We start from the raw sequence: 23,216 nt of genomic DNA on the forward strand, positions 1-23,216 counted from the left end.
CCCTTCCGGCGCAAACTCCAACGCAGGCATCTCAGACATTTTTCTCGCGATGCGCATGCGCCTATCTTCTCCGCCGCAATAGCTTCACAATCAACCGACAGAAAGTTCATCCGGGAAACGACAACTAGGGAATGAAACATGGCGCCGATTCTTTCCAAGACACTTCTGATGACTGCCCTTCTGGCCCTGCCGCTTGGCAGCGCAGCGCCTGTTTTGGCGCAGGAGGCAAAACCGCGCGAGGCGGTGATTTCGGTGACGGGCGATGGCGAATCGGCCGTGGCTCCGGATATGGCCATCGTCAATCTCGCCGTCGTCAAGCAGGCAAAGACCGCCCGCGAAGCCCTCGATGAGAACAACAAGGCGATGAACGAGGTGCTGAAGGCGCTGAAGGACGGCGGCATTGCCGAGCGCGATCTGCAGACTTCCGGCTTTTCCATCCAGCCGCAATATAATTATCCGCAGCCGGTCGACGGCCAGCAGCAGCAGCCGCAGCTGATCGGCTACCAGACGATCAATTCGGTCACCGTTAGGCTGCGCGATCTCGCCAAGCTCGGCCAGGTCATCGACCAATCCGTCACGCTCGGCATCAACCAGGGCGGCGACATCCAGTTCACCAACGACAAGCCGGAAGCGGCGATCGAAGAGGCACGCAAGAACGCCGTCGCCGAGGCGGTCAAGAAGGCGAAGACGCTGAGCGAAGCCGCCGGCGTCAAACTTGGCCGCATCCTCGAGATTAACGAGAATGTGCCGCGCGCCATGCCGCAGCCGGTCTATCGCGCCACGATGATGAAGGAGGCCGGGGATTCTGCCGTTCCCGTCCAGAGCGGCGAGAACAATTACAATGTCAGCGTCACCGTGACTTTCGCAATCGAGCAGTAAAATGGAGGCGCCGCGTGTCGATGCTGTTCGCGCCGGCTGCTACCCAAGACCCCTCCCCACAAGGGGGAGGGGCTAACGTGGCGCACCGCTTCACATAACCTCTATCGTCGCAATCCGTAGAACGGAAACAGCCGGCAAAACCTCTGCTTTTGATCGCCGCCCGGGACCAGAGCTTAGCCCCTCCCCCTTGTGGGGAGCGGTTGGGGAGGGGTTTTGCATTGGTACAGCCCGGGACAATGCCGGAAGAAAGAGCGCAGTCAAACCGAGCGCAAACCAATCCCAAAAGAGAAAACCGCCCTTGCCGATCGGGAGACCGGCAAAGGCGGCTTTTGCAGCGGCGCACGTCGTTTAGACGTGCAGGCGGTATTCTATTGATATCCGCGGCGCAGCGCGGGGCAACCGCGGACGTTGCCGAAGCTCATCTCGCCGGGGCCGCGACGTGTCCAGCCCTGGACGATGACGCGGCGCGGGGTGATATCGACGACGCGCGCGCGGCGGAAGCCGTAGTCGCGGGCCATATCTTCGGCAAGACGCGGATCGCAGCCGCGGCCGCGACGTTCGAAGCCCGGCGGCGGAAGCGGACGGCGGTAGTCCCGCGGCGCATCACGGTCCTGATCGCCGATAATGATATTCAACTGGGCGGCGGCAGGCGCCACCGTGCCGGCAAGCGTGCCGGCTGTCAGCATGACGGCAAGACCCGCCTTTGCCAAAAACTGCATCATCGAAAAACCTTTCGTTCTATAGTCGGTGCGGTCGAGCCGCGCTCCCCCCGCATCACGCCGAAGCGTCATTGGGAATCACTCATACGGATTAGAGAAGAGACGGCGGAAAGTGGCGCAGTCAAGGCAAAACGGCGGCAGGGCTCGTCGGCGCTTGCCGCCTTAATATCTTAGCGGCGGATCAGCGGGCAGCCGCGGACATTGGCGAAGACCATTCTGTCCCAGCCGCGACGGTCGCGCCCGGCAACGACGACGACGCGCGGCGACATACGGGTGACATGCGCTCTCCGCAGGCCGTAATCACGCGCCTTGTTCACGGCATGCATCGGCGAGCAGCCGCGGATCGGCCGATGGTATTGCGCCTCGACGACGAAGTTCGTCTGCGGTCCCGCGGCTGCCGCGGAAACGGTGGCCGGAACGGCGCCGAGGGCGAGCACTGCGGCGAGGCAAGCCTTGGTGAGGAAATGCGTCATGGGTATCTCCGTCGGTTTGTTCTTGTCTTTGCGACTCTCCCTTCAGGGATTGTCTCGACAGTAACCGCGGCAAACTGAACGGTGTTGGAACCGCACATTCAGTTTGCGTTCAGAAGGATTAATCCTCTCAGGCGCCGAGATGCAGCACGATTTCGCGCCGGTGCGGGCGGTCCCGATGTTCGAAGAGATAGAGGCCTTGCCAGGTGCCGAGCATCAGCCGGCCGCGCGCGACCGGAATACCGATCGAGACCTGAGTCAGCGCCGCCTTGATATGCGCCGGCATATCGTCCGGCCCCTCGGCCCTGTGCACGACCCAGCCCATCGACGCATCGGAGGCCGGCGGCACCAGGCGGCGGAAAAAGGAAAGAAGGTCGGTGCGCACATCGGGATCGGCATTTTCCTGGATCAGCAGCGAACAGGATGTGTGGCGCACGAAGACGGTGAGCAGCCCCTCCTCCGGCCCCGCGGCGTTGACGAAGGCCTCCGCCTGGTCGGTGAATTCGTAAAGGCCCTGTCCGCGTGTGGGCAGGGTAAGGATCGTTTGGGGCAAGGCGCTCTCCCATCTCGGAATCGTATCGCCGCGAGTTGGCGCGCCATGACCGACAAGTCAACGCTGAACACCGCGTCAGAGCTTGATCAGCATCTCGAAGCCGCCATAGATCAGCCGCTTGCCGTCGAACGGCATCTGCCATTGGTCGCCCTTGAGCCTCGGATCGTCCATCACCTTGGCATTGATATCGTCACGTTCCTGGCGCGAGCCGTAGACGATCCAGAAAAACACCACCACCTCGTCCTCCTTGGCCTGCACGGCGCGGGGAAAGGAGGTCAGCTCGCCATAGGGCACGTCGTCGCCGATACATTCGACATATTCGAGCGCGCCATATTCCTTCCAGATCGTGCCCGCGAAGGTCGAGAATTTCTTATAGGCCTCGACATTTTCCTTCGGTACCGCGACGATGAAACCATCGACATAGGACATTGCACTCCTCCTCTCGCGTGTCTGTGATTGCGGAGGAGATAGGAAGCCGGCCGGGCCGGTCCAGGGATGAAGCGCCGGGAGCCTCTTTCAGGCAATCAGGGCCCATTCACCAGCTTGAGGATGAGCTGCTGGATATTGCCGCCGTCCCCCATTTCGATCTTGTCGAAGTCGCGGCCGCGCTGGCGCTGCTTCGCGGAGATCTCGCCGAGGCGGCGGGTGAGCTCGATCCGGATCTTCTTGCAGTCGGGGTCGTCGGCAACGGTGAGGCCGATGCTCGTCGCCTCGATCTCCTTGACCATCTCCTTGATGGTTTCACCATGCACCCGCTCATGGGCCGCAACGCCTGATATAAAACTCTCCCAACTGCTCTCGACGGCCGCCGGCAGTGCAGCCGCCGGTTTCGGCAGCGTATAGGTGATGATGAGCTTTGGCCGGTTGGTCGTGATCACGCAGGCATTGCCCTGCGGTTCGTATTTCCGGGTCCAGGTCAGCTTGAAGGTCGTATGCGCGATCACCCGGCCGGTGACCCCGGCCTTGGGGCCCCGCGCCCCGATCGATTCGTAGAGCTCGGCGCCCGTCTTGCCGGAGATCGAATAGGGCCGCACCTCTTCGATCGCCTGCCATTCGGCCAGCGCGGCGGCCGGCGCCAAGGCGAAAACCGCCGCCATTGCATAGGTTAGAAAAGTTTTCGTCACGCGCGGCCCCCGCCGGTTAATGGTTCGCGCGGACCCTAGCGGGACCGTCTTCCACTTTCAACGCGGCGTGCATGTTTCAGCCCTGCAGCGTCTTGACCTTGGTGAGATCGGGGAAAAGCCGCATCCACAAGAGCACGACGACGATGGTCCCGAGCCCGCCGACGAGACCGGTGGCGACCGGTCCGAGCACGGCCGCCATCATACCGGATTCGAATTCGCCGAGCTGGTTGGAGGTGCCGATGAACAGCGAGTTGACGGCACTGACGCGGCCGCGCATCTCGTCCGGCGTCAGGAGCTGCACCAGCGAACTGCGCACGACAACGCTCACCGTATCGGAGGCGCCGACGACAAGCAGTGCGGCGACCGAAAGCACGATATTGGTGGACAGCGAGAAGACGATGGTGGCAAGGCCGAACACCGCGACGGCGACAAGCATCTTGCGCCCGACATTGCTCTCGAGCGGCCGGCGGGCAAGCACGATCGACATGGCGAGCGCGCCGATCGCCGGCGCGGCGCGCAGCAGGCCGAGCTCCCAGGGGCCGGCATGCAGGATATCCCTGGCAAACATCGGCAGCAGCGCGGTGGCGCCGCCGAGCAGCACCGCGAAGAGATCGAGCGAGATGGTGCCGAGCATGACGGGCCGGCTGCGGATGAAGGAGACGCCGGCAAAGACCGAGGCTAATGTCACCGGCTCGCGCCTGGCAGGCGCCCACTGCATGCGGATCGAGATGACGTTGAAGCTCGCAACGGCAAACAGCAGCGCCGCGATGGCAAAGGGCGCGACAGGGTTCAGGCCGTAGAGCAGGCCGCCGAGCGACGGGCCAATGATCAGCGCCGTCTGCATCATCGAGGTTGAGGTGGCGACCGCCTTCTGCAGCATCGAGGCCGGCACGATATTCGGCAGCAGCGCCGCCATGGTCGGCCGCTCGAAGGCGACGACGGCGCCGAGCACCGTGACGGCGGCCAGGATGCCGGCCGGCGTCAACCATTGCTGCCAGGTGGCAACCGCCAGCACCAGCGCCGTCAGCGCCTCGATCAGCTGGCAGATGAGGCCGATGCGGCGTCGATCGAACCGGTCGGCGACATGGCCCACGACGAAGGTCAGCACCGCCATCGGCAGGAACTGGCAGAAGCCGACGAGGCCGAGCGCAAGGGCGCTGTGCGTCTGATCGTAGATCATCCAGCCCATGGCGATGCCGATGGATTGGAAGGAAAGCGAGGAAAAGACGCGGGAGGCGGCGAAGTTCAGATAGCCGGGGTGGCGAAGAACGCTCCCCGGTCCTTGGGATATGTCCATTGCGATGTCACCGGCCGGCCACGGTCGCGCCAGCCTTCATAAGAGTTTTCAAGAAGATCGGAGCGGTGTTCTGCCCGAATGGACGAATTGTCAATCGCAATGAGCTGGTGTCACCGGATTGTGTGATACCTCGGTCTTAGCGCGGCTCCCTGGAGATGCTGAGATAGCCGGGATCGAATTCGGCAATTTCCTGCAGGCGCTCCCAGTCGACGATGGTGATCGTCCGGTTTTCCCAGGTGAACACACCCTCCCGCCGCAGCGCCTGCAGCGTCTTGTTGAGATGGACGACGGAAACGCCGAGCACGTCGGCCATCTCGATCTGCGTCAACGGAAACTGGAAGCTTGCGCCCCGCGTCCGCTTCACCACCTGCAGCCGCACGAACAATTCGCAGACGAGGTGAGCGATATGGGCGCGCTTGGAGCGCCGGCCCATGGCAACAATCCACTCGCGGTGAATGGCGCCATCGACCAGCGTGTCGAGCCAGAGCAGCCGGGTCAAATGCGGCATGCGCTCGGTGATTGCCCTGAGGTCGGCGTGATCGGCAAAGGCGACATGGCAGGACGACAGGGCCACGATGCCGTGATCCATCTTCTTGATCGGGAAAGCGTGCAAATCGACAAAATCGCCGGCAACATGCAGTGCGGTGATCTGTCGGCTGCCATCGGCCATCACCTTGTAGCGCGCGGCAAAACCATCGAGCAGCAGCGTGCTATGGCCAGGCCGGCTTCCTTCGGAGACGAGATCCTCTCCGGCAGCAAAATACCTGTCTTTGACGATAATCGCTCTGAGATGTCTTTCCTCCTCGGCCGACAGCACATCACGGCTTCCAAGGTTGAGCAGCAAGGATTCAATCACGGGCTTGCCCGCCAATATCGCAGGCGGCCTGACCGATTTCGATGCGACCTCGTTTTTTCTATAAGAATCAATGCCTAGCCTCGGGAACAATTGTCTTCATCTGTGATTTCTCCTGTGACGCGCAGGGAAAAAACATGGCTCGCTACTATTTCGATCTACACAACGGGGAAGGTCCGACGCGCGATGAGCACGGCACCGAGCTCAGATCTCGTGAAGACATTCCGAAAGAAGTGACCCGCATCCTGCTGGATGTGGCCCGTGACGAACTGCCGGCGGGTGATCGCATGACGATCGCCATCACCGTTCGCAACGAGAAGGGCGATCCGGTCACGGTCGCCAGCCTCGTCTTCAACAATGAATGGCTCGACGTCTTGCGATAGCGGCCGTCGTTTAAGGGCTGCCGCCGGTCACATACGCACCAATCCGACTCGGTCGATTGTGACGCGACGCTAAGACCCGCCTTCATAACCGGCAATTAAATTTGACATAGTCTTTCGATTGCCTTGGCAGATCGACAGGCATTCACAGGCCGGCATGCCTGTGGCTGCTATTTCGCAATTTCTTCGAGAATCAGCCGGATTTCCGCGAGCGGCCGCCGGCTTTCATCGAAGAGTTCCACCGACATCATATTCAAAGGCGCAGTCGGCAGGCCTTCGGCGGCCATCTCCGCGAGCACGCGCCGCGCCTCCGCTTTGGCAGCCTCGATAGAGTCGAAATCATATCCCGTCTCGGTCGCCCCGACACCATCCCGATCGAAGAGTTGAAAGTAGAATTTCGGCACGACACATCCCCCGCTAGACGAGCCTAACGGCCCGGCGGCAAACATGTTCCGCCGGAACGGGTTCAATGCGCGTCAGAAGGTGCCGGCTTCCGGAGAGGCCATTTCCTCGATGCCGTCGACGCGATCGGGATAGAAGGCGAGATGGTCTTTGATATTGCTGACCGCGGCGTTCGGCGCCTCGTAGGTCCAGACGGCATTCTTCGAGCGCTCGCCGCCGGCAATGATGCTGTAATAGGAGGCATCGCCCTTATAGGGGCAATGACTGCTGTGGTCGGTGCGCTGAAGCAGCGACATGTCCACGTCCCTGCGCGGGATATACTGCACCGGCGGATAGGAGGCCTCGCGCAGCGTCAGCGCATCGTGAGTGTCGGCGATGGTCTTGCCGCCAAGCGTGACGACGACGCGGGAGGGGTTGTACTCGACGGTGATCGGATGGTCCGGTCCCGGGATCTTGATCGTCTTGTCTGACATGGTGGTTCGTCTCCAGGAGATATCGGCCCCATGGAGATAGGGCGAACATGCCGCCGGCCCAAGGGCACGTCGGCGCGAAGTTCGTGAAAGACCTGCCATATCGCATCGCAATGGCTGAACCGCACCGTCTACCCTCCGCTTGTCGCTTTCATCGCAGCACGCCGCCCGGCAAGGGCCAGGCCGAGCACGGCGGCAAGCACGCAGGCGATGCCGGCGATCTGGTTAAGCCCGACCGGCTCGCCAAGGATGATGAAGGCAAGCATGACGGCGGAAACCGGGGCAAGTGCGGTGAAGAGCGCGGCCTCCGTGCCGCTCACCCTTTCGGCGCCGGCATACCAAAGCAGAAATCCCCCGACGGTCGGCACCAGCGCATAATAGACGACGGCGGCGACAGCACTTCCGGAAATACCCTGTGCGAGAGGCGCTTCGAAAATAGCCGGGATGTCGGCGACGAGGAAGCCGATGCCGGTCATCAGCGTCGACTGGGCAAGCGGCGCGATCTCCGTCTTCAGCCTTTTGTTCAGCAGGATGAACAATCCCTCGCAGACGACTGCCAGGAAGATCAGTGCATTGCCGGAGAGCGATCCGCCGGCCGCCTCCGGCGAGAAGGCGATCGACAGCACGCCTGCCGTCGCCAGCGCCACGGCGAAAAGCAGGCCACGCTGCGGCCGTTCGCCAAGCAGCAGGATGGAGATTGCCGCCGACACCACCGGCAGCGTGCCGATGATGACGCCGGCATCCGCTGCCGAGGTCAGGCTGAGGCCGGAAATCAGCAGCGTCGTATAACCGACGCTGCCGGCTCCGGCCTGAATGATGAGGATGAGGCCGTCATGTCTGGAGAGCTTCGGCAGCCGCGCCTCGGTCGCCCGCATCAGCACGAGAAAGACCGGAAAGGCGATGGCGAAGCGCAAGGCGGTGGCGCTGAACGGCGGCAGGCCTGATGCGATGAGCTTGCTGGCGATGACCGTGCTTCCCACCGTCAGCATCGCCAGCGCCAGATAGAGATAACCTTGAACCTGTCTCGACATTCGGCGTCTCCTGTTGGACGCGCCGAGCAAACAGCAGGGATGGATCAGGGTCTTGAACGAAATTGCAGGCGCATGCAGGCGCTCAGAGAAAGCCGCCGGCATAGAGGCTGGGCGACAGGCCATATTTGCGCACGAAAACGCGCGTCATGTGGCTTTGGTCGGCAAAGCCGCTGGCAAAGGCCGCTTCAGCCAGCGGCATGCCCTGAGCGATCAGCCGCCTTGCGATATGGATGCGGGCCTGGACGAGATAGGCATGCGGCGTCAGGCCGGTCGCCTTGGCAAAACCGCGCAGCACCTGGAAGCGGCTGAGTCCGCTTTGCCGGGAAAGATCGGCAAGCGAGACGGCGGCAAGCGGATCGTCATCGATCAGCTCTCGGGCCGCGCGGATCGACGCCGGCACTGCTGGCCTCGCTTCGAAACCGCCGCGATCGCGCATGACATCGGCGACAATTTGCAGAAGTAATTCCTCGCTGAGGAGCCCGTCGGCCGCTCCATCGCCGGTCACCGCACTAAACAGCCTTTCGAAGCGGGCGGCGATCGCGCGGTTGCGAATGACGGGACGCGGAATTTCCGATCGCCCTGCCCCGCCTTGGCCGATCTCTTGCGCCAAACCGGTGACGATGGCGGGATGGAAATAGAGGATGCGCCATGATCGTCCCTTTCCGATCGGCGCGCCGTCATGCACTTCGTTCGGATTGACCGTGATGATGTCGCCGGCCTCTGCCTCCACCATGCCGCGGCCGCTGAGCGACGACTGCGCACCGGCGGACATCAGGCCGATGCCGAATTGCTCATGCGTGTGCCTGCTGAAGCTGTGATGCGTTTCCGCTTCCACCGCCTCGACGCCCGTCAGCGCCGAGCGCAACATCCTGAACTGGTTTTTCGCCATCGTCTGTCCGCGTGTCCGATCACCAAGCACCTTGCCAGCCGCACGGACACCGCGCAATCAGGCTTAGAAGAACTCATCGAGCAGCCGATAATAGTCGAGCCTCGCCGGATCCGTGGCCGGCATGCCATAACGATCAAGGAAGGGCTGCACCAGCGCCTCGCCGAAATTATGGGCGATGCTGCGGCAGGCGAGCGCGATATCCTGATAGCGGTCGGCGACGCCGAGGCGGCTGCAGTCGATATAGCCGGAGAATCCCTTTTCGGAGGTGATGAAATTCGGCAGACAGGCATCGCCATGGGCAACGACGAGATCCTCGCGTCCCGGCCTCCTGCTTTCGAGCTCGGCAAACAGGGCTTCGGCACTCTTTCCAAGCCGCGTCGCATCAAAATCGGTTTCGTCGACGATGCCGGCCTGCATCCTCGCTTTTGCCGTTGCAATACGTCTCTCCAGCCGGTGATCGAAGGGGCAGGAAGCGATCGGCAGGCGATGCAGGTCGAGGAGGGCTGCAGCCAGCAGTTCGACCCGCACAAGCGGCGTCAACGCCGACGCGCTGGCAAGGTCGCTCCCCGGTAGCGCGCTGATCAAAAGCCAGTTGTGCTCGCCGTCGCTTTCCCGCGCGATCACCTCGGGACATGGCAGACCGGAGGCCTTGAGCCAGCCGAGCCTGGCTGCCTCGTCGGCGAGCTCGCCGAAGGTAGCCACCTCCTCGACCTTCAGATAGAGCGCCGGCAGGCCCTCACCTTCGAGGCGGAAGACGCTTGCCGTCGACCGGCCGAGCGCATCCTGCTCCATCCGGTAACCGGACAGGCGTGCCGCAAGCGGGCCGGCAGGCAATTTGTCGGAAACTATCAATGAAACGTTTCGGCGGGGGCTGCTTCGAGAAGGATCTCGAAAGCTTCTTCCAGAGCCGCCACCAGAATATCGGTCAGCTCGTCGCCTTTGTTTTCCAGGAACAGCGCGCTCATGGCTTCATCCTGGCGCTCGAAAAAATGTTCGATCTCGTTCGACATATCATTTGTCCTCTTCTTCACCGTAACCATCACGGCCATGAGAAGAGGCTAGGTGCGGTTCCTTGCGCGTGGCTTGTTCCTGCAATTCAGGATGGCGAGGACTAGTCACGAATTTCATATTTCGCATACTGACTGCGGGGGATCAATCCGCCAACTTCGTGGGCAAACGACACGACTTTCGTAGCTCCCTCATCCAGCTCGCAGCGGAAACGAACGTGGTACCAGCCTTTCGCTGTGCCAAAGGCTGCATCCGGGACATCAAGGACGGTACCGCTGCGCAACCCGAAACTAGGCAATGCGGATGGGAAATAACTCGGCGAACCGTGAACGAGTTGGCCCTGAAGCTCGGTAGTACAAAGCGTGGCCACCCGCTCTTTGCGCGGAAGGCCATCGATCGCAGTCTGCGCAAGCAAATTGCCATCTCCCATGCGCGAAAACAGCGTTTTTGCCTTCGGCAGATCGTTGTTTTTAGCGACTGCTTTCGGCTTTTCAGCGATCTTCTGCTCCGGCGGTTTGGCCTCCTCGATACTCGTCGTGGCTTCGCCAGACACGTCTGTCGGCGGCCCATTGGGCTTCGGAGAAACGTCTGTTGTCGCAACCTCTGGAAGCTTCACATCATCTGGGACGGGCTTTGAAGCAGGCGTCTCAGTTTCAGGTTTTTCCGCAGCAGCCTGTGTCGGCATCTGCTCCGGTTCCGCATCGTGCTCCGGTGGGGTTGTTGCTGGTTTGGTTTCGCCCTGAGAAGAATTTCCCGCCAACGACTTTTCGGGACCGCTATTCTTGTCGCCAAACTCGATGACAGGGTTCAGGGTTGGCATCGGCTTCGCTTGCTCAGGCACCTTCTTAACCGGCGGTGGAGGAGGTGGCGGCGGAGGCGGAGGTGGTGGCTGCTTCCTGGCTTCTTCCGGCGGCTTCGGCTCCGGTGGCTTTTCCTTGGGCTTGGGCTCCGGTTTCTTCTCCTCCGGCGGCGGAACGAGCTCCACCTTGACGCTCTCGTCTTCGGCGGGTTTCGGCTCGATTTTCGGCAGCCCGAAAATCAGAAGAGCAACGATGGGAATGTGCGCAACAACCGACGCGACGATGCCCCAGCGGATTTCAGGCCGCTGCTTTCCCGTTTCGTACTGCGTTTCCGCTGGTTCCACGTCTTCTTCTGTCACAGCAGCGATGTGGCCTTTAAAACCGGCAGCATCAAGCCACAAAAGAAAAAAACCGCGTGATCGCAGCGATTGACTTATTGGTCGGCGGCTCCATCGTCGGCCACCAGATTGTGCTGCTGCCATTCCCTCTGTGGAATGGCAGCACCGACGAGAAAGGCGAAGGACGCGACCTTGCCGGAGCTAGCATCAAGCCCGCATTTGAACTGAATGTTGTACCACTTGCGTTGGCTGCGGAAGGCGCCGCCCCTCACCTCGACGCTGTTGCCGTTGACCTTCTCCGCCGCCATCGCATAGGGCGCGAGCGTATCGGGCCGCATACCCGGCTGCGCCCGGCGGACCTGCTCCAGCGCCTCGAGATCACAGAGCTGCAGATTGCGCTCGCTGCCAGCAGGGCCACGCAGTGCCTCGCGGGCGCGGCGGCTGCGCGGATCTGATAACACCGTCTCCGAAAACAGCTGGCCCGCCTCAACGAATGCATCGGGCTTCGGCAGCGCCGGAGCCACTTCGGGCGACGTCACGACCGCAAGCGCCTTCTCCTGATGCGGCGGAACGATCTCCTGGACCGACGCACTCACATCCGGCTTTGTCGCAATGCGCGCAGGCGTGGCGACCGGCTGCGCTATTGCTGAAGGTTTGGCCACCTCGGGAACGATATCGACCGTAATGCCCTCGTCCTGCAGCGGTGCCGGCGGCTCAGGTCTCGGAAGCAGCAGGAGCAGCAGCGCAAGCATGACGGCATGCAGCCCGAACGAGGCGAAAGCGCCCCGCTCGATGCCTTCATCCCGATTTTCCCACACAAGTGCCATCGCTCAGGAAACAGCTGTCGGGCAATCGAAGGCGGCCATGAAACCCAGGAACGCTTTCATCAAGAGCCTGCCGACGCGCCACGAGGAATTAATGACAGAACGACAGTGCCAGTCTGACGCGCATTGCGCAACGTTTAGGATCGCCGATAGCTCCTTTGTCGCGATCAACCAAGCGAGCCGATGATCTCGCGATAGGCGGCCTCCGGGAATGCTTTCAGTGTCTGGGTGCGGACATTGCCGCCCATCGCCAGCGAGAGGCCAAACCGCGCCATGACGGCATCGTCAGGCGCTTCGCAGACAGCCACCATGTCGTGGCCGCCCATCGTCAGAAAGAACTGGTTGAAGGAGCCGCCCATGTCGCCGAGCAGTTTCTTCGCCGCATCCAGCCGTTTTGACGAGTCGCGAACGTTGCGCACACCTTGGTCCGTCCAGTTGATCAACACAATGTAAGTGGTCATCTCGCACCTCCCACCGGAGGATTCGCCCGACACGGGCATGCGTCGGTCCTCGCTCGCGCATCGCGATCGATTTCTTCCCCCGTGGCCGGACTATAATCTTGTCACCACCGAGCGACAAGAAAGCCGCCGGGATCATTGGTACTAGGCGTGTCGCCCAAAAGTGTGCAGCAGTGGAAAAGGACGAAAAGCAAAAAGCCGGACATGAAGCCCGGCTTTCGCAATCGTAAAGGTTGTATCGCCCCTTAGCTGTCGAGGAACGAGCGCAGCTTCCTGGAGCGGCTCGGATGCTTCAGCTTGCGCAGCGCCTTCGCCTCGATCTGACGGATACGTTCGCGGGTGACAGAGAACTGCTGGCCGACTTCTTCGAGCGTGTGGTCGGTGTTCATGCCGATGCCGAAGCGCATGCGCAGCACACGTTCCTCGCGCGGCGTCAGCGAGGCGAGGACGCGGGTCGTCGTCTCGCGCAGGTTCGCCTGAATGGCGGCGTCGATCGGCAGCAGCGCGTTCTTGTCCTCGATGAAATCGCCGAGATGCGAATCCTCTTCGTCGCCCACCGGGGTTTCGAGCGAGATCGGCTCCTTGGCGATCTTCAGGACCTTGCGGACCTTTTCGAGCGGCATGGCCAGCTTCTCGGCCAGTTCTTCCGGCGTCGGCTCGCGACCGATCTCGTGCAGCATCTGGCGCGACGTGCGGACGATCTTGTTGATCGTCTCGATCATGTGCACCGGAATGCGGATCGTGCGGGCCTGGTCGGCGATCGAACGGGTGATTGCCTGACGGATCCACCATGTCGCATAGGTCGAGAACTTGTAACCACGGCGGTATTCGAACTTGTCGACCGCTTTCATCAGGCCGATATTGCCTTCCTGAATGAGGTCGAGGAACTGCAGACCGCGGTTCGTATATTTCTTGGCGATGGAGATGACCAGGCGAAGGTTCGCTTCGACCATTTCCTTCTTGGCGATGCGCGCTTCGCGCTCGCCCTTCTGCACCATATGGACGATGCGGCGGAATTCCGAAATCGAGATACCAGTCTCGGTCGCCAGATTCTGGATTTCCTGGCGGATGTCGCGGATCGTCGTGTTTTCGCCGCGGGCAAATTCCTTCCAGCCGCGGGCGGCCAGATTGCCGATCGACTTCATCCAGTTCGGATCGAGCTCGGCGCCCTGGTACTGTTCCAGGAAGCTATCGCGCTTGACGCCGTAGGATTCGGCCAGACGCAGCAGGCGGCCCTCGTTGGAAACGAGGCGCTTGTTGATGTCGTAGAGCTGCTCGACCAGAGCGTCGATGCGGTTCTGGTTCAAGGACAGAGACTTGACCGCCTTGATGAGCTCATCCTTGAGCTCCTTGTAGCGGCGCTCCTGGGCGGTCGACAGCGTGCCGGAAGCCGACAGCCGCTGCTCAACCTGCTGGTCCTGCAGCTTGCGCAGCTTCTTGTAGGTCTCGGCGATCGTATCCAGCGTCTCCATCACCTGCGGGCGAAGCTCGGCTTCCATCGCCGCCAGCGAAAGGTTGGATTCGTCCTCGTCCTCTTCCTCCTCCTCGGGAGGCAGGCCTTCGCCGCCGACATCGGTGATGTCGTCGTCGCCGGAGCGGGCGCGACGGGTCTTTTCCTTCTCTTCGGCGAGCTTGCGGTCGGCCTCGATCTTCTCGGGGCTCTGGAACTGCGGCGCAGCCTTGGCTTCAGGACCGGAATAGGTCGTTTCGAGATCGATGATCTCGCGCAGCAGCGTCGTGCCTTCGTTGAGCTCGTCGCGCCAGATGATCAGCGCCTGGAAGGTCAGCGGGCTCTCGCAGAGGCCTGCGATCATCGTTTCGCGGCCGGCCTCGATGCGCTTGGCGATTGCGATTTCGCCCTCGCGGGAGAGAAGCTCCACCGAGCCCATCTCGCGCAGATACATACGAACAGGATCGTCGGTACGGTCGGTCGGTTCTTTTTTCTTGGCGGTCGCAAGCGCCGTGCCGCTCGAAGGCGCGAGTTCGCCGCCTTCGCTCTCTTCGTCGCCGCCGCTATCGTCGTCATCGCTGCTGCCGGAAGCACCGGCTTCCTCAGCTTCCTCGTCTTCGATGACGTTGATGCCCATGTCGGACAGCATCGACATCGTGTCTTCGATCTGCTCGGACGTCACTTCTTCGGACGGCAGGACTGCGTTGAGCTCGTCCATGGTCACATAGCCGCGCTTCTTGGCGGCCTTGATCATCTTCTTGACCGCGTCGTCGGAAAGATCGAGAAGAGGGCCGTCGCTTGCGCCGTCGCGTTCGACTTCCGCGTCTTCGTTCTCTTTGACCTTGGTTGCCATTTATATCGTCGCCTTCCTGACGCTATCCAATCTCGCTACGGTGAATGGGCCGTCTCAGGGCCTGACGCATCGCACGCGCCGCCCAGAATCACCTTTGCCCACCTAACGGGATGACATTTAAAGCCTGATTAACCACGATAGCCGGCACCGGACAGCAAAGCTTCTTTGCTTTTGGATTTCCGGCCATGGTTGCGCGATCCGCCTTGACCCAGTTCACCGTTTCAACAAGTCGAACGGTGATTCCCACATTTTTTGCTCTCGTCAAGCTTTTCCACAAAAAAAGCCCACGAAAAATCGGAAAAAGCCTTATCCACAGGCTTTGAACCGCGGCAGCGATTGCGAACCTTATTTAAGAGGCGGCGAACAAAAGACAAGGGCAGCAAGAATTTTGCCTGCGCTGCAGTTGTTTCGGCCATTTTTGCAGTCCTGCCGGCGATCTATTCGCCTCTGTCCAGACGAATATTGGCTATTTTGCCTTGCCATCGTAGGCCGTCACCGTCAGCGCGCCGAGATCGACCGCAGGAATACAGCGCAAATTGATCGAGGCCATCGCCGCACCGTTCGGGCCTACGCCCTCGCCGAACGGCGCGATGCCGCAATTGGCGCAGAAGTGATGCCGGATGACATGCCTGTTGAAAGTATAGGTCGAGAGATTAGCCTCGGGCGTCTTCAGCACCAGCTTGTCGCGCGGCACGAAGGCGAGAAGCCCGCCGCGCCGCGGCAGAGCGAACAGTTGCAATCGAGCGCCTCGGTGAATTCGCCTTCGACCTCGAAAGCCACGTTGCCGCAATGGCAGCTTCCTTCATAAATCATGTCGTCCTCCTCACATCCAATCCATAACCACCTTGCCGGAGTTACCCGACCGCATCGCCTCGAAGCCGTCGCGGAAGTCGTCGATGCCGATGCGGTGGGTGATGATGGGCGAAAGATCGAGGCCGCCCTGGACGAAGGCTATCATCTTGTACCAGGTCTCGAACATCTCGCGGCCATAGATGCCCTTGAGATTGAGCATCTTGAAGATCACCTTGTTCCAGTCGATCTCGAAACCAGCAGGCGCAATGCCGAGAATGGCGATCTTGCCGCCATTGTTCATCTTGTCGATCATGTCGCGGAAGGCCGGGGCCGCTCCCGACATTTCAAGCCCGACGTCGAAACCCTCCGTCATGCCGATCGCCTTCATCACATCGGTCAGGTTTTCCTTGGAGGCATCGACGACATGGTCGATGCCGAGCTTGCGCGCGAGATCCAGCCGGTGCGGATTGATATCGGTGATGACGACCTTGCGGGCGCCTGAACGTTTGGCGACGAGCGCGCCCATGATACCGATCGGCCCGGCGCCGGTGACGAGCACGTCCTCGCCGACGAGATCGAAGGAAAGCGCCGTGTGCACGGCATTGCCGAACGGATCGAAGATTGCGGCAATCTCGTCTGATATATCGCCCGGGATCGGCACGACATTGCTTTCGGGAATGCAGACGAACTCACCGAAGGACCCCGGCCGATTGACGCCGACGCCGAGCGTATTGCGGCAGAGATGCCCCCTGCCCGCCCGGCAATTGCGGCACTTGCCGCAGACGATATGCCCTTCGCCGGAAACCCGCTCGCCGACATGATAACGGGTGACCGCCGAGCCGATCACGGCGATCTCGCCGGAGAATTCATGGCCGACCACCATCGGCACCGGAATGGTCTTCTGCGCCCACTGGTCCCAGCTCCAGATATGCACGTCGGTGCCGCAGATCGCCGATTTCTTCACCCGGATCAGCACATCGTTCGGCCCGACCTCGGGCACCGGCACATTCTCCATCCAGAGCCCGACTTCCGGCTTCGACTTGACCAGCGCCTTCATCATATTCGACATATCTGTATTCCTTGGTCAGTGCCTATTCCTGCCCCTCATTCGCCTGCCGGCACCTTCTCCCCGCAAGTGGGGCGAAGGGGTATGCCGCACCGGCTTCATCAACCCTGGACGCTGCGTTTGGCACGTCCTCTCGCCCCGTTTTTACGGGGAGAGGGTTAGAGTGAGGGGCAAGCCCTATTCTCAAATTACACCCAATTCCCGTCCTGCCTCGGCAAAAGCCGCAATCGCCCGCTCGACATCCGCCTGCGAATGCGCCGCCGACATCTGCGTGCGGATGCGGGCCTGGCCCTTCGGCACGACGGGGAAGGAGAAACCGATCACATAGATGCCCTTCTTCAGCATCAGGCTCGCCATGTCCTGGGCAAGCTTGGCGTCACCCAGCATGACGGGAATGATCGGGTGTCCTTCGCCGGCAAGGGTGAAACCGAGCTTGGTCATCTCCATGCGGAAAAGATCCGCATTGTCGGAAAGACGCCTGCGCAAGGCATCGCCGTTTTCGATGAGGTCGAAAACTTTCAGCGAGGCCGCCGCGATAACCGGCGCCAACGTGTTCGAGAACAGATAGGGCCGCGAGCGCTGCCGCAGCCATTCGACGACTTCCGCTTTCGCCGCGGTATAGCCGCCCGATGCACCGCCGAGCGCCTTGCCGAGCGTGCCGGTGATGATGTCGATCCGGCCCTCGACACCGCAATGTTCCGGCGAGCCGCGGCCATTTTTGCCGACGAACCCGACGGCATGGCTGTCATCGACCATGACCATCGCGCCGTATTTTTCGGCGAGATCGCAGACGCCGCCGAGATTGGCGATGATGCCGTCCATCGAGAAGACGCCGTCGGTGGCGATCAGCTTGAAGCGGCTGCCTTCGGCCTTTTTCAGTTCCTCTTCGAGTGCCGCCATGTCGTTATTGGCGTAGCGGAATCGCTTGGCCTTCGAAAGCCTGACGCCGTCGATGATCGAGGCGTGGTTCAGCGCATCCGAGATGATCGCGTCCTCCTCGGACAGCAACGTTTCGAACAGGCCGCCATTGGCATCGAAGCAGGAGGAATAGAGGATCGTGTCTTCCATGCCGAGGAAGGAGGAGATGCGCGCTTCGAGCTGCTTGTGCTCCTCCTGCGTGCCGCAGATGAACCGCACAGAGGCCATGCCGTAGCCATAGCGATCGAGCGCCTGCTTGCCGGCCTCGGCCAGTTCCTCACTGTCGGCAAGGCCGAGATAGTTGTTGGCGCAGAAATTCAGCACCCGCTCGCCGGAAACAACGGCGATTTCCCCGGCCTGCTTCGAGGTGATAACGCGTTCGGACTTGTAGAGGCCGGCATCCTGAAGAGAGGCAAGCTCAGATTGCAGGTGGGAGAGAAATGCTTTTGTCATTGTAAACGCCCTTGTCCCCAAAACGTCCTCCGATGGGCGCTGCAATTAGCACAAAGCAAGTGCTGATGTCGCCGATCCGGTACGAAATATTTTCACAAGGAAAGGTCGGCAGTGAGAGAAATTGAAATGAATATTCAAAAGTGATATCCGTATATGCAGAAGGAATATTACCATGGCCCTTTATATTCGAGACCCTGCAGTAGATGAGCTTGCGCGTGAGCTGCAGCGCCTGACCAAAGCTGCAACAAAAACCGACGCCGTGCGAACGGCCCTCCATCATGAGCTTACGCGCGCGCGGCAAAGCCGGCCGCTGCATGAACGCCTCACGCGCGCAAAATCGCTGGCGGACGCGATGGGAGCAAACGACCCGTCATTCGACCTGAAGAAATTCAGCGACGAAATGTGGGGTAGCTGATGTTTATCGACGCATCAGCAATCGTCGCCATTCTTGCGCGAGAGCCCGGCCATGAAGAACTTGAGAAGGTTCTGGCGGCATCGGGCGATCCCATTATGCACATCTCGCCCCTTGTCCGTTTCGAGGCTATCCAGGCGCTCGCACGGCAGAAGACGCCCACAGGCAGGAAAACGCCACCCGAACTTCTAAGGGCGTCAGCCGAGGCGGTTGACGCATTCGCCGAAGATCTCAATCTCGAAGAAATTTCGATCTCGCATGAGATCGGCGAATATGCACTGTCTGCAAGCATGAGCTATGGAAAAGTCATTGGTCATCGGGCAGACCTGAATTTCGGCGATTGCTTTGCCTATGCTTGCGCCAAAGCGCTGAAAACGCGCCTTCTCTACAAAGGCAACGACTTCCTCCACACAGACCTTGCCTGACCAAAGGCTCCGGGATCGCGACCATCACCGATCTCCGCGGACTACTGGCCGTGCGAGAGGATGATCTCCAGGAAGGCATCGCCGTAGCGTTCGAGCTTCGCCTGCCCGACGCCCGATATGGCGAGCAGTTCCTTGCGGCTGCGCGGCTTCTCCGTGGCGAAGGCGATCAGCGTCGTATCGGGAAAGACGACATAGGGCGGCACACCGAGCGATTTCGCGATTGCCATGCGCTCGGCCCGCAGCGCTTCGAACAGAGTGCCGTCGGCGCCCGATAGGGCCGACTTGCGTTCGCTGCGTTCCGCCTTCTTCGTGCGCCGCTCCGAAGCCGGCCGGTCCTTGCGGAAGAACACCTGCCGCTCGTGCTTGAAGACGGCGCGCGCCTCCGGCTCCAGCTTCAGTGCGCCGAAGGCTTCGTGATCGACGCGAATCAGCCCCATGGCGAGCAGCTGGCGGAAGACCGATTGCCAGACACGCGCCGGAATATCCTTGCCGGCGCCGAAGACCGGCATCTCGGTGTGGCCGAAACGCTCGGTCTTTTCGTTGACGTTGCCGAGGAGCACGTCGACGACATGGCCGGCGCCGAAACGCTCGCCGGTGCGATAGATCGCGGCCAGCGCCTTGATTGCCGCCTCCGTGCCCTCCCAGGTCTCGACCGGCTTCAGGCAGGTGTCGCAATTGCCGCACTGGCCGGCATGGGCCTCGCCGAAATGGGCAAGGATCGCCTGGCGCCGGCAGGAGGCCGTTTCGCAGATCGCCAGCAAGGCGTTGAGCTTGGCGCGTTCGACCCGCTTGATCTCGGCGGCGGCACTGCCCTCGTCGATCATCCGGCCGCGCTGGATGACGTCGGCCATGCCATAGGCCATCCAGACCTCCGACGGCAGGCCGTCGCGCCCGGCTCGCCCGGTCTCCTGGTAATAGGCTTCCACCGAGCCCGGCAGGTCGAGATGGGCGACATAACGCACATTCGGCTTGTCGATGCCCATGCCGAAGGCGACGGTGGCGACTAGGCAGAGATTCTCCTCTTTCAGGAACGCATCCTGATTGGCGTCGCGCACCGCCCTGTCCATGCCGGCATGATAGGCGAGCGCACGGATGCCCTGCCCGTTCAGCCACTCGGCCGTATCCTCGACCTTGGCGCGCGACAGGCAATAGACGATGCCGCTATTGCCCTTGTGACCGGAGAGAAACCGCAGCAGTTGCTGGCGCGGTTGGTCGCGCTCGACGATCTCGTAGGCAATATTCGGACGGTCAAAGCTGGTGGTGAAGATCTCCGCAGCATCGAGCCCCAACCGCTCGATGATGTCGTCGCGCGTATGCGGATCGGCCGTCGCCGTCAGGGCGATGCGCGGGACACCGGGATATTGTTCGCCGAGTCGGCCGAGCTCGCGATATTCCGGCCGGAAATCATGGCCCCATTGCGAGACGCAGTGCGCCTCATCGATAGCAAACAGCGCGATCTTCTCATTGGCGATCAGTTCACGGAACCCATCGGTCAGAATGCGCTCGGGCGTCACGTAGAGAAGGTCGAGCCGGCCCGCCGAAAGCGCGCGGCGAACCTCGATGAATTCCTCGCGCGACAGCGACGAATTGAGCGCGGCCGCCCGGATGCCGAGCTGCTTCATCGCCTCCACCTGATCGCGCATCAGCGCAATCAGCGGCGAAACGACGATGCCCACACCGGCACGGCAGAGCGCCGGGATCTGGAAGCACAGCGATTTGCCGGCCCCTGTGGGGAAGAGCACCACAGCATCGCCGCCGGAAACCACATGCTCGACCACCTGCTGCTGCTTGCCGCGGAAAGAGGAATAACCGTAGACCTGCTTGAGGATATCGAGCGGCGCGCGGCCGGTGGAAAACAGCGCATCGGAGGCGGAAAAGCCCGGTTCGTTGCGTTCGGTCAGCGACATCAGTGGTTCGCCGCCCCTTTGACGCGGCCGGAAAGCACCCCGAAGCCATCGATGATCGCCTCCTGGTTCTCAAGGCGCACCCCTTCGAAATGCACTTCCTGCTGCGCCCGCATCAGTTGAACGATCGCCTCGCCGTCGCCGGCTTCGGTCGCCAGCGCGATCTCGCGCTCGAGTTCAATCTTCTGCCTGCGCAGCGCCTTCGCCCGCTTGTGGAAGGCGAGCGCCTGGCGGTAGCCTTCGCGTGCATCCTCCATCGCCGCCTCCTCGGTCGCCGTCCAGAGCCGGGCATTGCGCACCTGCTGATCGAGGCTCTTGATCAGCGGGCCAAAACCCTCGAACTCCAATCGTTCGGTCAGATATTCGCGTGTCAGATGCGGTCCGGCGACGGCAGCGGCGGCTCCCAGCATCGCCGACCAGAGCCGCTGCAGCTCGCGGCTGTCATAGTCGATCGCGGCGATTTCGTCATAATCGTCGATCATTAGCGAGGGATGATTGATGACGGTCAGCGCCAGCACGCTTTCGCGCAGCGCCGTATTGTCCCGGTGGCCGCGCACGGGGCCGGAGCGGGCAAGCCGGTCGGAAATGACGCTGGGGCTTTTCGGCCCTGCCTTGCCGGCATTGTCGCGGCCCGCCCGGTAATTGCCGTTGCCGCTGAAGCCGCCGCGGCGTTCGCCATTGTTGCGGTTCTGGAACTGCGGCTGGAAGAAGGCGTTCAGCCGGTCGCGAATATCCTGCTGATAGTGGCGGCGCACATTCTCGTCGGCGATGACGGCGACCAGCTGCTTCAGCCGCGCTTCGAGCTCGGCGCGTGCCTCGGGCGTATCGAACTTGCCGGTGTTGATCTCCCGGCTCCACAGCATCTCCGAAAGCGGCTTTGCCTGGCTCATCACCTTGTCGAAGGGCGCGCGGCCGTCATCGCGCACCAGATCGTCGGGGTCCTTGCCATCGGGCAGCAGCGCGAAGCGGACGGAATAACCGGGTTTCAGATGGGGCAGCGCCAGTTCGGCGGCGCGATTGGCGGCGCGGATGCCAGCGCCGTCGCCGTCGAAGCAGAGCACCGGCTGCGGCACCATCTTCCAAAGCAGCTCGAGCTGGTTTTCGGTAAGCGCCGTGCCGAGCGGCGCAACGGCATTCTCGACGCCTGCCTGATAGAGCGCGATCACGTCCATATAGCCTTCGACGGCGATGATGGTGCCACTCGCAGTGTCGTCCTGAGGATCGCCGCGGCCAGGCCCTTGGATCGCACGGCGCGCGCGGGCGAAATTATAAAGGACATTGCCCTTGTGGAAGAGCTCCGTCTCGTTGGAGTTCAGATATTTCGCCGGCGCATCGGCCGACATGGCGCGGCCGCCGAAGGCGATCACCTTTTCCCGCGATGAAAGGATCGGGAACATGATGCGGTCGCGGAAGCGGTCGTAGGAAACCGGCACGTTTTCATGGACGACCAGGCCGCAGGCCTCGATCTGCTCCTTAGTGACGCCCTTGCCGGCGAGGAATTCCTTCAGCGCATTGCGACTGTCGGGCGCATAACCGAGACGGAAGGTCTCGATGGTGCGCCCCGTCAGCCCGCGGTCGCGCAGATAGGCGCGCGCCCTCGCCCCATTCGCCGTCTGCAACTGATCCTGGAAAAATTGTGTCGCCATTTCCATGACGTCGATCAGCGAGCCACGCTCCTTCTCGCGCTTCTCCATGACAGGGTCGGCAAGCGGCATCGGCACGCCGGCCATGTCGGCGATCTGCTGCACCGCCTCGGGAAAACTCAAGCCTTCGAGTTCGGTGAGAAAGCGGAAATGGTCGCCAGTGACGCCGCAGCCGAAGCAATGATAGCGGCCCTTCCGGTCCTCGCAATGGAAACTCGGCGATTTCTCACCATGGAACGGGCAGCAGGCCCAGTAATCGCCGCGCGACACGTTGGTCTTTCGCTTATCCCAGCTGACGCGGCGCGCGATCACGTTCGAAATCGGAACGCGGTCGCGGATCTCATCGAGAAAGGTGTTGGAAAAGCGCATTTATACCTCTTGGCCAAGCTCCATATAAGCTGGTTTGCCGCTCCATGCCACGAAACTTGTCATGAAAACCCGCTATTCACAGGCAAGTGCACTGGTTGCCCAAGACGTCGGTTATCCAATCAACAACACGTTATCGCCCCTGCGACAGGGGTGCGACATTATTGTCCTCGCAGATCGGGAAATCCATCGTCGCAAGGGCTTCGCGAAGAGCCGCAGCCTTTGGAAAAACCGAATTAAAACCTTTAAAAACAGTATCTTATCATTTCCTTCGATTAGACTCCTCCGTCTTCGAGCCCACTGTTCAGCCTCCGCTTTGAGGTCTCTTCAAGCGCCGTTTTCGCCAATCATTATTTTTTTGTAATTTGAATAAGCCGCCAGCCCGCAATAGGTTCGATCTCAACAAAGCGATCCCCGAGCGAAGCACCATCCCTACCCC

26 protein-coding genes and 1 pseudogene are annotated in these 23,216 nt (G+C 61.4%); 4 read left to right on the forward strand and 23 right to left on the reverse strand.

Translation table 11 applies throughout. The features are described 5' to 3' along the window. The first annotated feature begins 138 nt into the window (after positions 1 to 138). Positions 139 to 879 (forward strand): SIMPL domain-containing protein, encoded by a 741-nt coding sequence (locus QMO82_RS16315; RefSeq protein ID WP_183608112.1) that lies wholly within the window; start codon positions 139 to 141, stop codon positions 877 to 879. Positions 880 to 1,247: 368 nt separating this feature from the next. Here QMO82_RS16315 and QMO82_RS16320 read toward each other — a convergent pair whose 3' ends face one another. From QMO82_RS16320 to QMO82_RS16350, 7 genes are all read right to left on the reverse strand, one after another. After that, a complete protein-coding gene (locus tag QMO82_RS16320; protein WP_183608356.1) occupies positions 1,248 to 1,601 on the reverse strand; it encodes a hypothetical protein in 354 nt (117 codons plus the stop codon). Between the two features lie 167 nt (positions 1,602 to 1,768). Next, positions 1,769 to 2,071 (reverse strand): hypothetical protein, encoded by a 303-nt coding sequence (locus QMO82_RS16325; protein ID WP_183608111.1) that lies wholly within the window; start codon positions 2,069 to 2,071, stop codon positions 1,769 to 1,771. A gap of 127 nt (positions 2,072 to 2,198) precedes the next feature. Then, entirely contained in the window at positions 2,199 to 2,621 is a 423-nt protein-coding gene (locus tag QMO82_RS16330) for a secondary thiamine-phosphate synthase enzyme YjbQ (protein WP_183608110.1), read from the reverse strand. A gap of 75 nt (positions 2,622 to 2,696) precedes the next feature. Further along, positions 2,697 to 3,050 (reverse strand): DUF1428 domain-containing protein, encoded by a 354-nt coding sequence (locus QMO82_RS16335; protein WP_183608109.1) that lies wholly within the window; start codon positions 3,048 to 3,050, stop codon positions 2,697 to 2,699. A 95-nt stretch (positions 3,051 to 3,145) separates the two neighbouring features. Beyond that, positions 3,146 to 3,745, reverse strand: coding sequence for a DUF922 domain-containing Zn-dependent protease (locus QMO82_RS16340; RefSeq protein ID WP_183608108.1), 600 nt, complete (start codon positions 3,743 to 3,745; stop codon positions 3,146 to 3,148). A 76-nt stretch (positions 3,746 to 3,821) separates the two neighbouring features. Further along, entirely contained in the window at positions 3,822 to 5,042 is a 1,221-nt protein-coding gene (locus QMO82_RS16345; protein WP_183608107.1) for an MFS transporter, read from the reverse strand. Positions 5,043 to 5,178: 136 nt separating this feature from the next. Beyond that, entirely contained in the window at positions 5,179 to 5,898 is a 720-nt protein-coding gene (locus QMO82_RS16350; RefSeq protein ID WP_183608106.1) for a Crp/Fnr family transcriptional regulator, read from the reverse strand. Between the two features lie 134 nt (positions 5,899 to 6,032). On the opposite strand from QMO82_RS16350, the gene QMO82_RS16355 reads away from it, so the two are divergent. Further along, positions 6,033 to 6,278: a hypothetical protein gene (locus QMO82_RS16355; RefSeq protein ID WP_129419782.1), complete on the forward strand. Its 246-nt coding sequence runs from the start codon at positions 6,033 to 6,035 to the stop codon at positions 6,276 to 6,278. Positions 6,279 to 6,445: 167 nt separating this feature from the next. Here QMO82_RS16355 and QMO82_RS16360 read toward each other — a convergent pair whose 3' ends face one another. From QMO82_RS16360 to QMO82_RS16425, 14 genes and pseudogenes are all read right to left on the reverse strand, one after another. Next, entirely contained in the window at positions 6,446 to 6,679 is a 234-nt protein-coding gene (locus QMO82_RS16360; RefSeq protein ID WP_168255511.1) for a hypothetical protein, read from the reverse strand. A 72-nt stretch (positions 6,680 to 6,751) separates the two neighbouring features. Next, entirely contained in the window at positions 6,752 to 7,150 is a 399-nt protein-coding gene (locus QMO82_RS16365; protein WP_183608105.1) for a DUF427 domain-containing protein, read from the reverse strand. A 128-nt stretch (positions 7,151 to 7,278) separates the two neighbouring features. Then, complete coding sequence (locus tag QMO82_RS16370; RefSeq protein ID WP_183608104.1) at positions 7,279 to 8,178, reverse strand: DMT family transporter; 900 nt, start codon at positions 8,176 to 8,178, stop codon at positions 7,279 to 7,281. 82 nt (positions 8,179 to 8,260) lie between these two features. After that, positions 8,261 to 9,067 carry an AraC family transcriptional regulator gene (locus QMO82_RS16375; RefSeq protein ID WP_183608103.1) on the reverse strand — a complete coding sequence of 269 codons (807 nt, stop codon included), beginning with the start codon at positions 9,065 to 9,067 and terminating at the stop codon, positions 8,261 to 8,263. A 63-nt stretch (positions 9,068 to 9,130) separates the two neighbouring features. Beyond that, complete coding sequence (locus tag QMO82_RS16380; protein WP_246718321.1) at positions 9,131 to 9,859, reverse strand: APH(3') family aminoglycoside O-phosphotransferase; 729 nt, start codon at positions 9,857 to 9,859, stop codon at positions 9,131 to 9,133. Positions 9,860 to 9,915: 56 nt separating this feature from the next. Continuing rightward, on the reverse strand, positions 9,916 to 10,077 hold the full coding sequence (locus tag QMO82_RS16385; protein ID WP_183610893.1) for a hypothetical protein: 162 nt from the start codon (positions 10,075 to 10,077) through the stop codon (positions 9,916 to 9,918). A 101-nt stretch (positions 10,078 to 10,178) separates the two neighbouring features. Next, on the reverse strand, positions 10,179 to 11,276 hold the full coding sequence (locus QMO82_RS16390) for a DUF930 domain-containing protein (RefSeq protein WP_183608355.1): 1,098 nt from the start codon (positions 11,274 to 11,276) through the stop codon (positions 10,179 to 10,181). Between the two features lie 32 nt (positions 11,277 to 11,308). After that, a complete protein-coding gene (locus QMO82_RS16395) occupies positions 11,309 to 12,040 on the reverse strand; it encodes a DUF930 domain-containing protein (RefSeq protein WP_183608101.1) in 732 nt (243 codons plus the stop codon). A 164-nt stretch (positions 12,041 to 12,204) separates the two neighbouring features. Beyond that, positions 12,205 to 12,498 carry a GYD domain-containing protein gene (locus tag QMO82_RS16400; RefSeq protein ID WP_018242976.1) on the reverse strand — a complete coding sequence of 98 codons (294 nt, stop codon included), beginning with the start codon at positions 12,496 to 12,498 and terminating at the stop codon, positions 12,205 to 12,207. Positions 12,499 to 12,740: 242 nt separating this feature from the next. Then, complete coding sequence (gene rpoD, locus QMO82_RS16405; RefSeq protein WP_183608100.1) at positions 12,741 to 14,798, reverse strand: RNA polymerase sigma factor RpoD; 2,058 nt, start codon at positions 14,796 to 14,798, stop codon at positions 12,741 to 12,743. A gap of 221 nt (positions 14,799 to 15,019) precedes the next feature. Next, positions 15,020 to 15,214: a hypothetical protein gene (locus tag QMO82_RS16410; protein ID WP_183608099.1), complete on the reverse strand. Its 195-nt coding sequence runs from the start codon at positions 15,212 to 15,214 to the stop codon at positions 15,020 to 15,022. A 50-nt stretch (positions 15,215 to 15,264) separates the two neighbouring features. After that, positions 15,265 to 15,611, reverse strand: a pseudogene (locus QMO82_RS16415) (GFA family protein). A 10-nt stretch (positions 15,612 to 15,621) separates the two neighbouring features. Continuing rightward, positions 15,622 to 16,659, reverse strand: coding sequence for an L-threonine 3-dehydrogenase (gene tdh, locus QMO82_RS16420; RefSeq protein ID WP_183608098.1), 1,038 nt, complete (start codon positions 16,657 to 16,659; stop codon positions 15,622 to 15,624). A 180-nt stretch (positions 16,660 to 16,839) separates the two neighbouring features. Continuing rightward, a complete protein-coding gene (locus tag QMO82_RS16425; protein ID WP_183608097.1) occupies positions 16,840 to 18,027 on the reverse strand; it encodes a glycine C-acetyltransferase in 1,188 nt (395 codons plus the stop codon). Positions 18,028 to 18,199: 172 nt separating this feature from the next. Between QMO82_RS16425 and QMO82_RS16430 the strand changes: the two genes are divergently transcribed. After that, a complete protein-coding gene (locus QMO82_RS16430; RefSeq protein ID WP_183608096.1) occupies positions 18,200 to 18,442 on the forward strand; it encodes a type II toxin-antitoxin system VapB family antitoxin in 243 nt (80 codons plus the stop codon). Continuing rightward, positions 18,442 to 18,864 carry a type II toxin-antitoxin system VapC family toxin gene (locus QMO82_RS16435; RefSeq protein WP_183608095.1) on the forward strand — a complete coding sequence of 141 codons (423 nt, stop codon included), beginning with the start codon at positions 18,442 to 18,444 and terminating at the stop codon, positions 18,862 to 18,864. Before QMO82_RS16430 ends, QMO82_RS16435 begins: the two co-directional genes overlap by 1 nt. A gap of 41 nt (positions 18,865 to 18,905) precedes the next feature. Here QMO82_RS16435 and recQ read toward each other — a convergent pair whose 3' ends face one another. Together recQ and dnaG are read right to left on the reverse strand one after the other, a co-directional pair. After that, positions 18,906 to 20,771, reverse strand: coding sequence for a DNA helicase RecQ (recQ, locus tag QMO82_RS16440; protein ID WP_183608094.1), 1,866 nt, complete (start codon positions 20,769 to 20,771; stop codon positions 18,906 to 18,908). Beyond that, positions 20,771 to 22,780 carry a DNA primase gene (gene dnaG, locus QMO82_RS16445; protein ID WP_183608093.1) on the reverse strand — a complete coding sequence of 670 codons (2,010 nt, stop codon included), beginning with the start codon at positions 22,778 to 22,780 and terminating at the stop codon, positions 20,771 to 20,773. The genes recQ and dnaG overlap by 1 nt, the downstream gene beginning before the upstream one ends. Between the last annotated feature and the right edge of the window lie 436 nt (positions 22,781 to 23,216).

The organism is Rhizobium sp. BT04, assembly GCF_030053135.1.
GTDB classification, from domain to species: Bacteria; Pseudomonadota; Alphaproteobacteria; order Rhizobiales; family Rhizobiaceae; genus Rhizobium; species Rhizobium binxianense.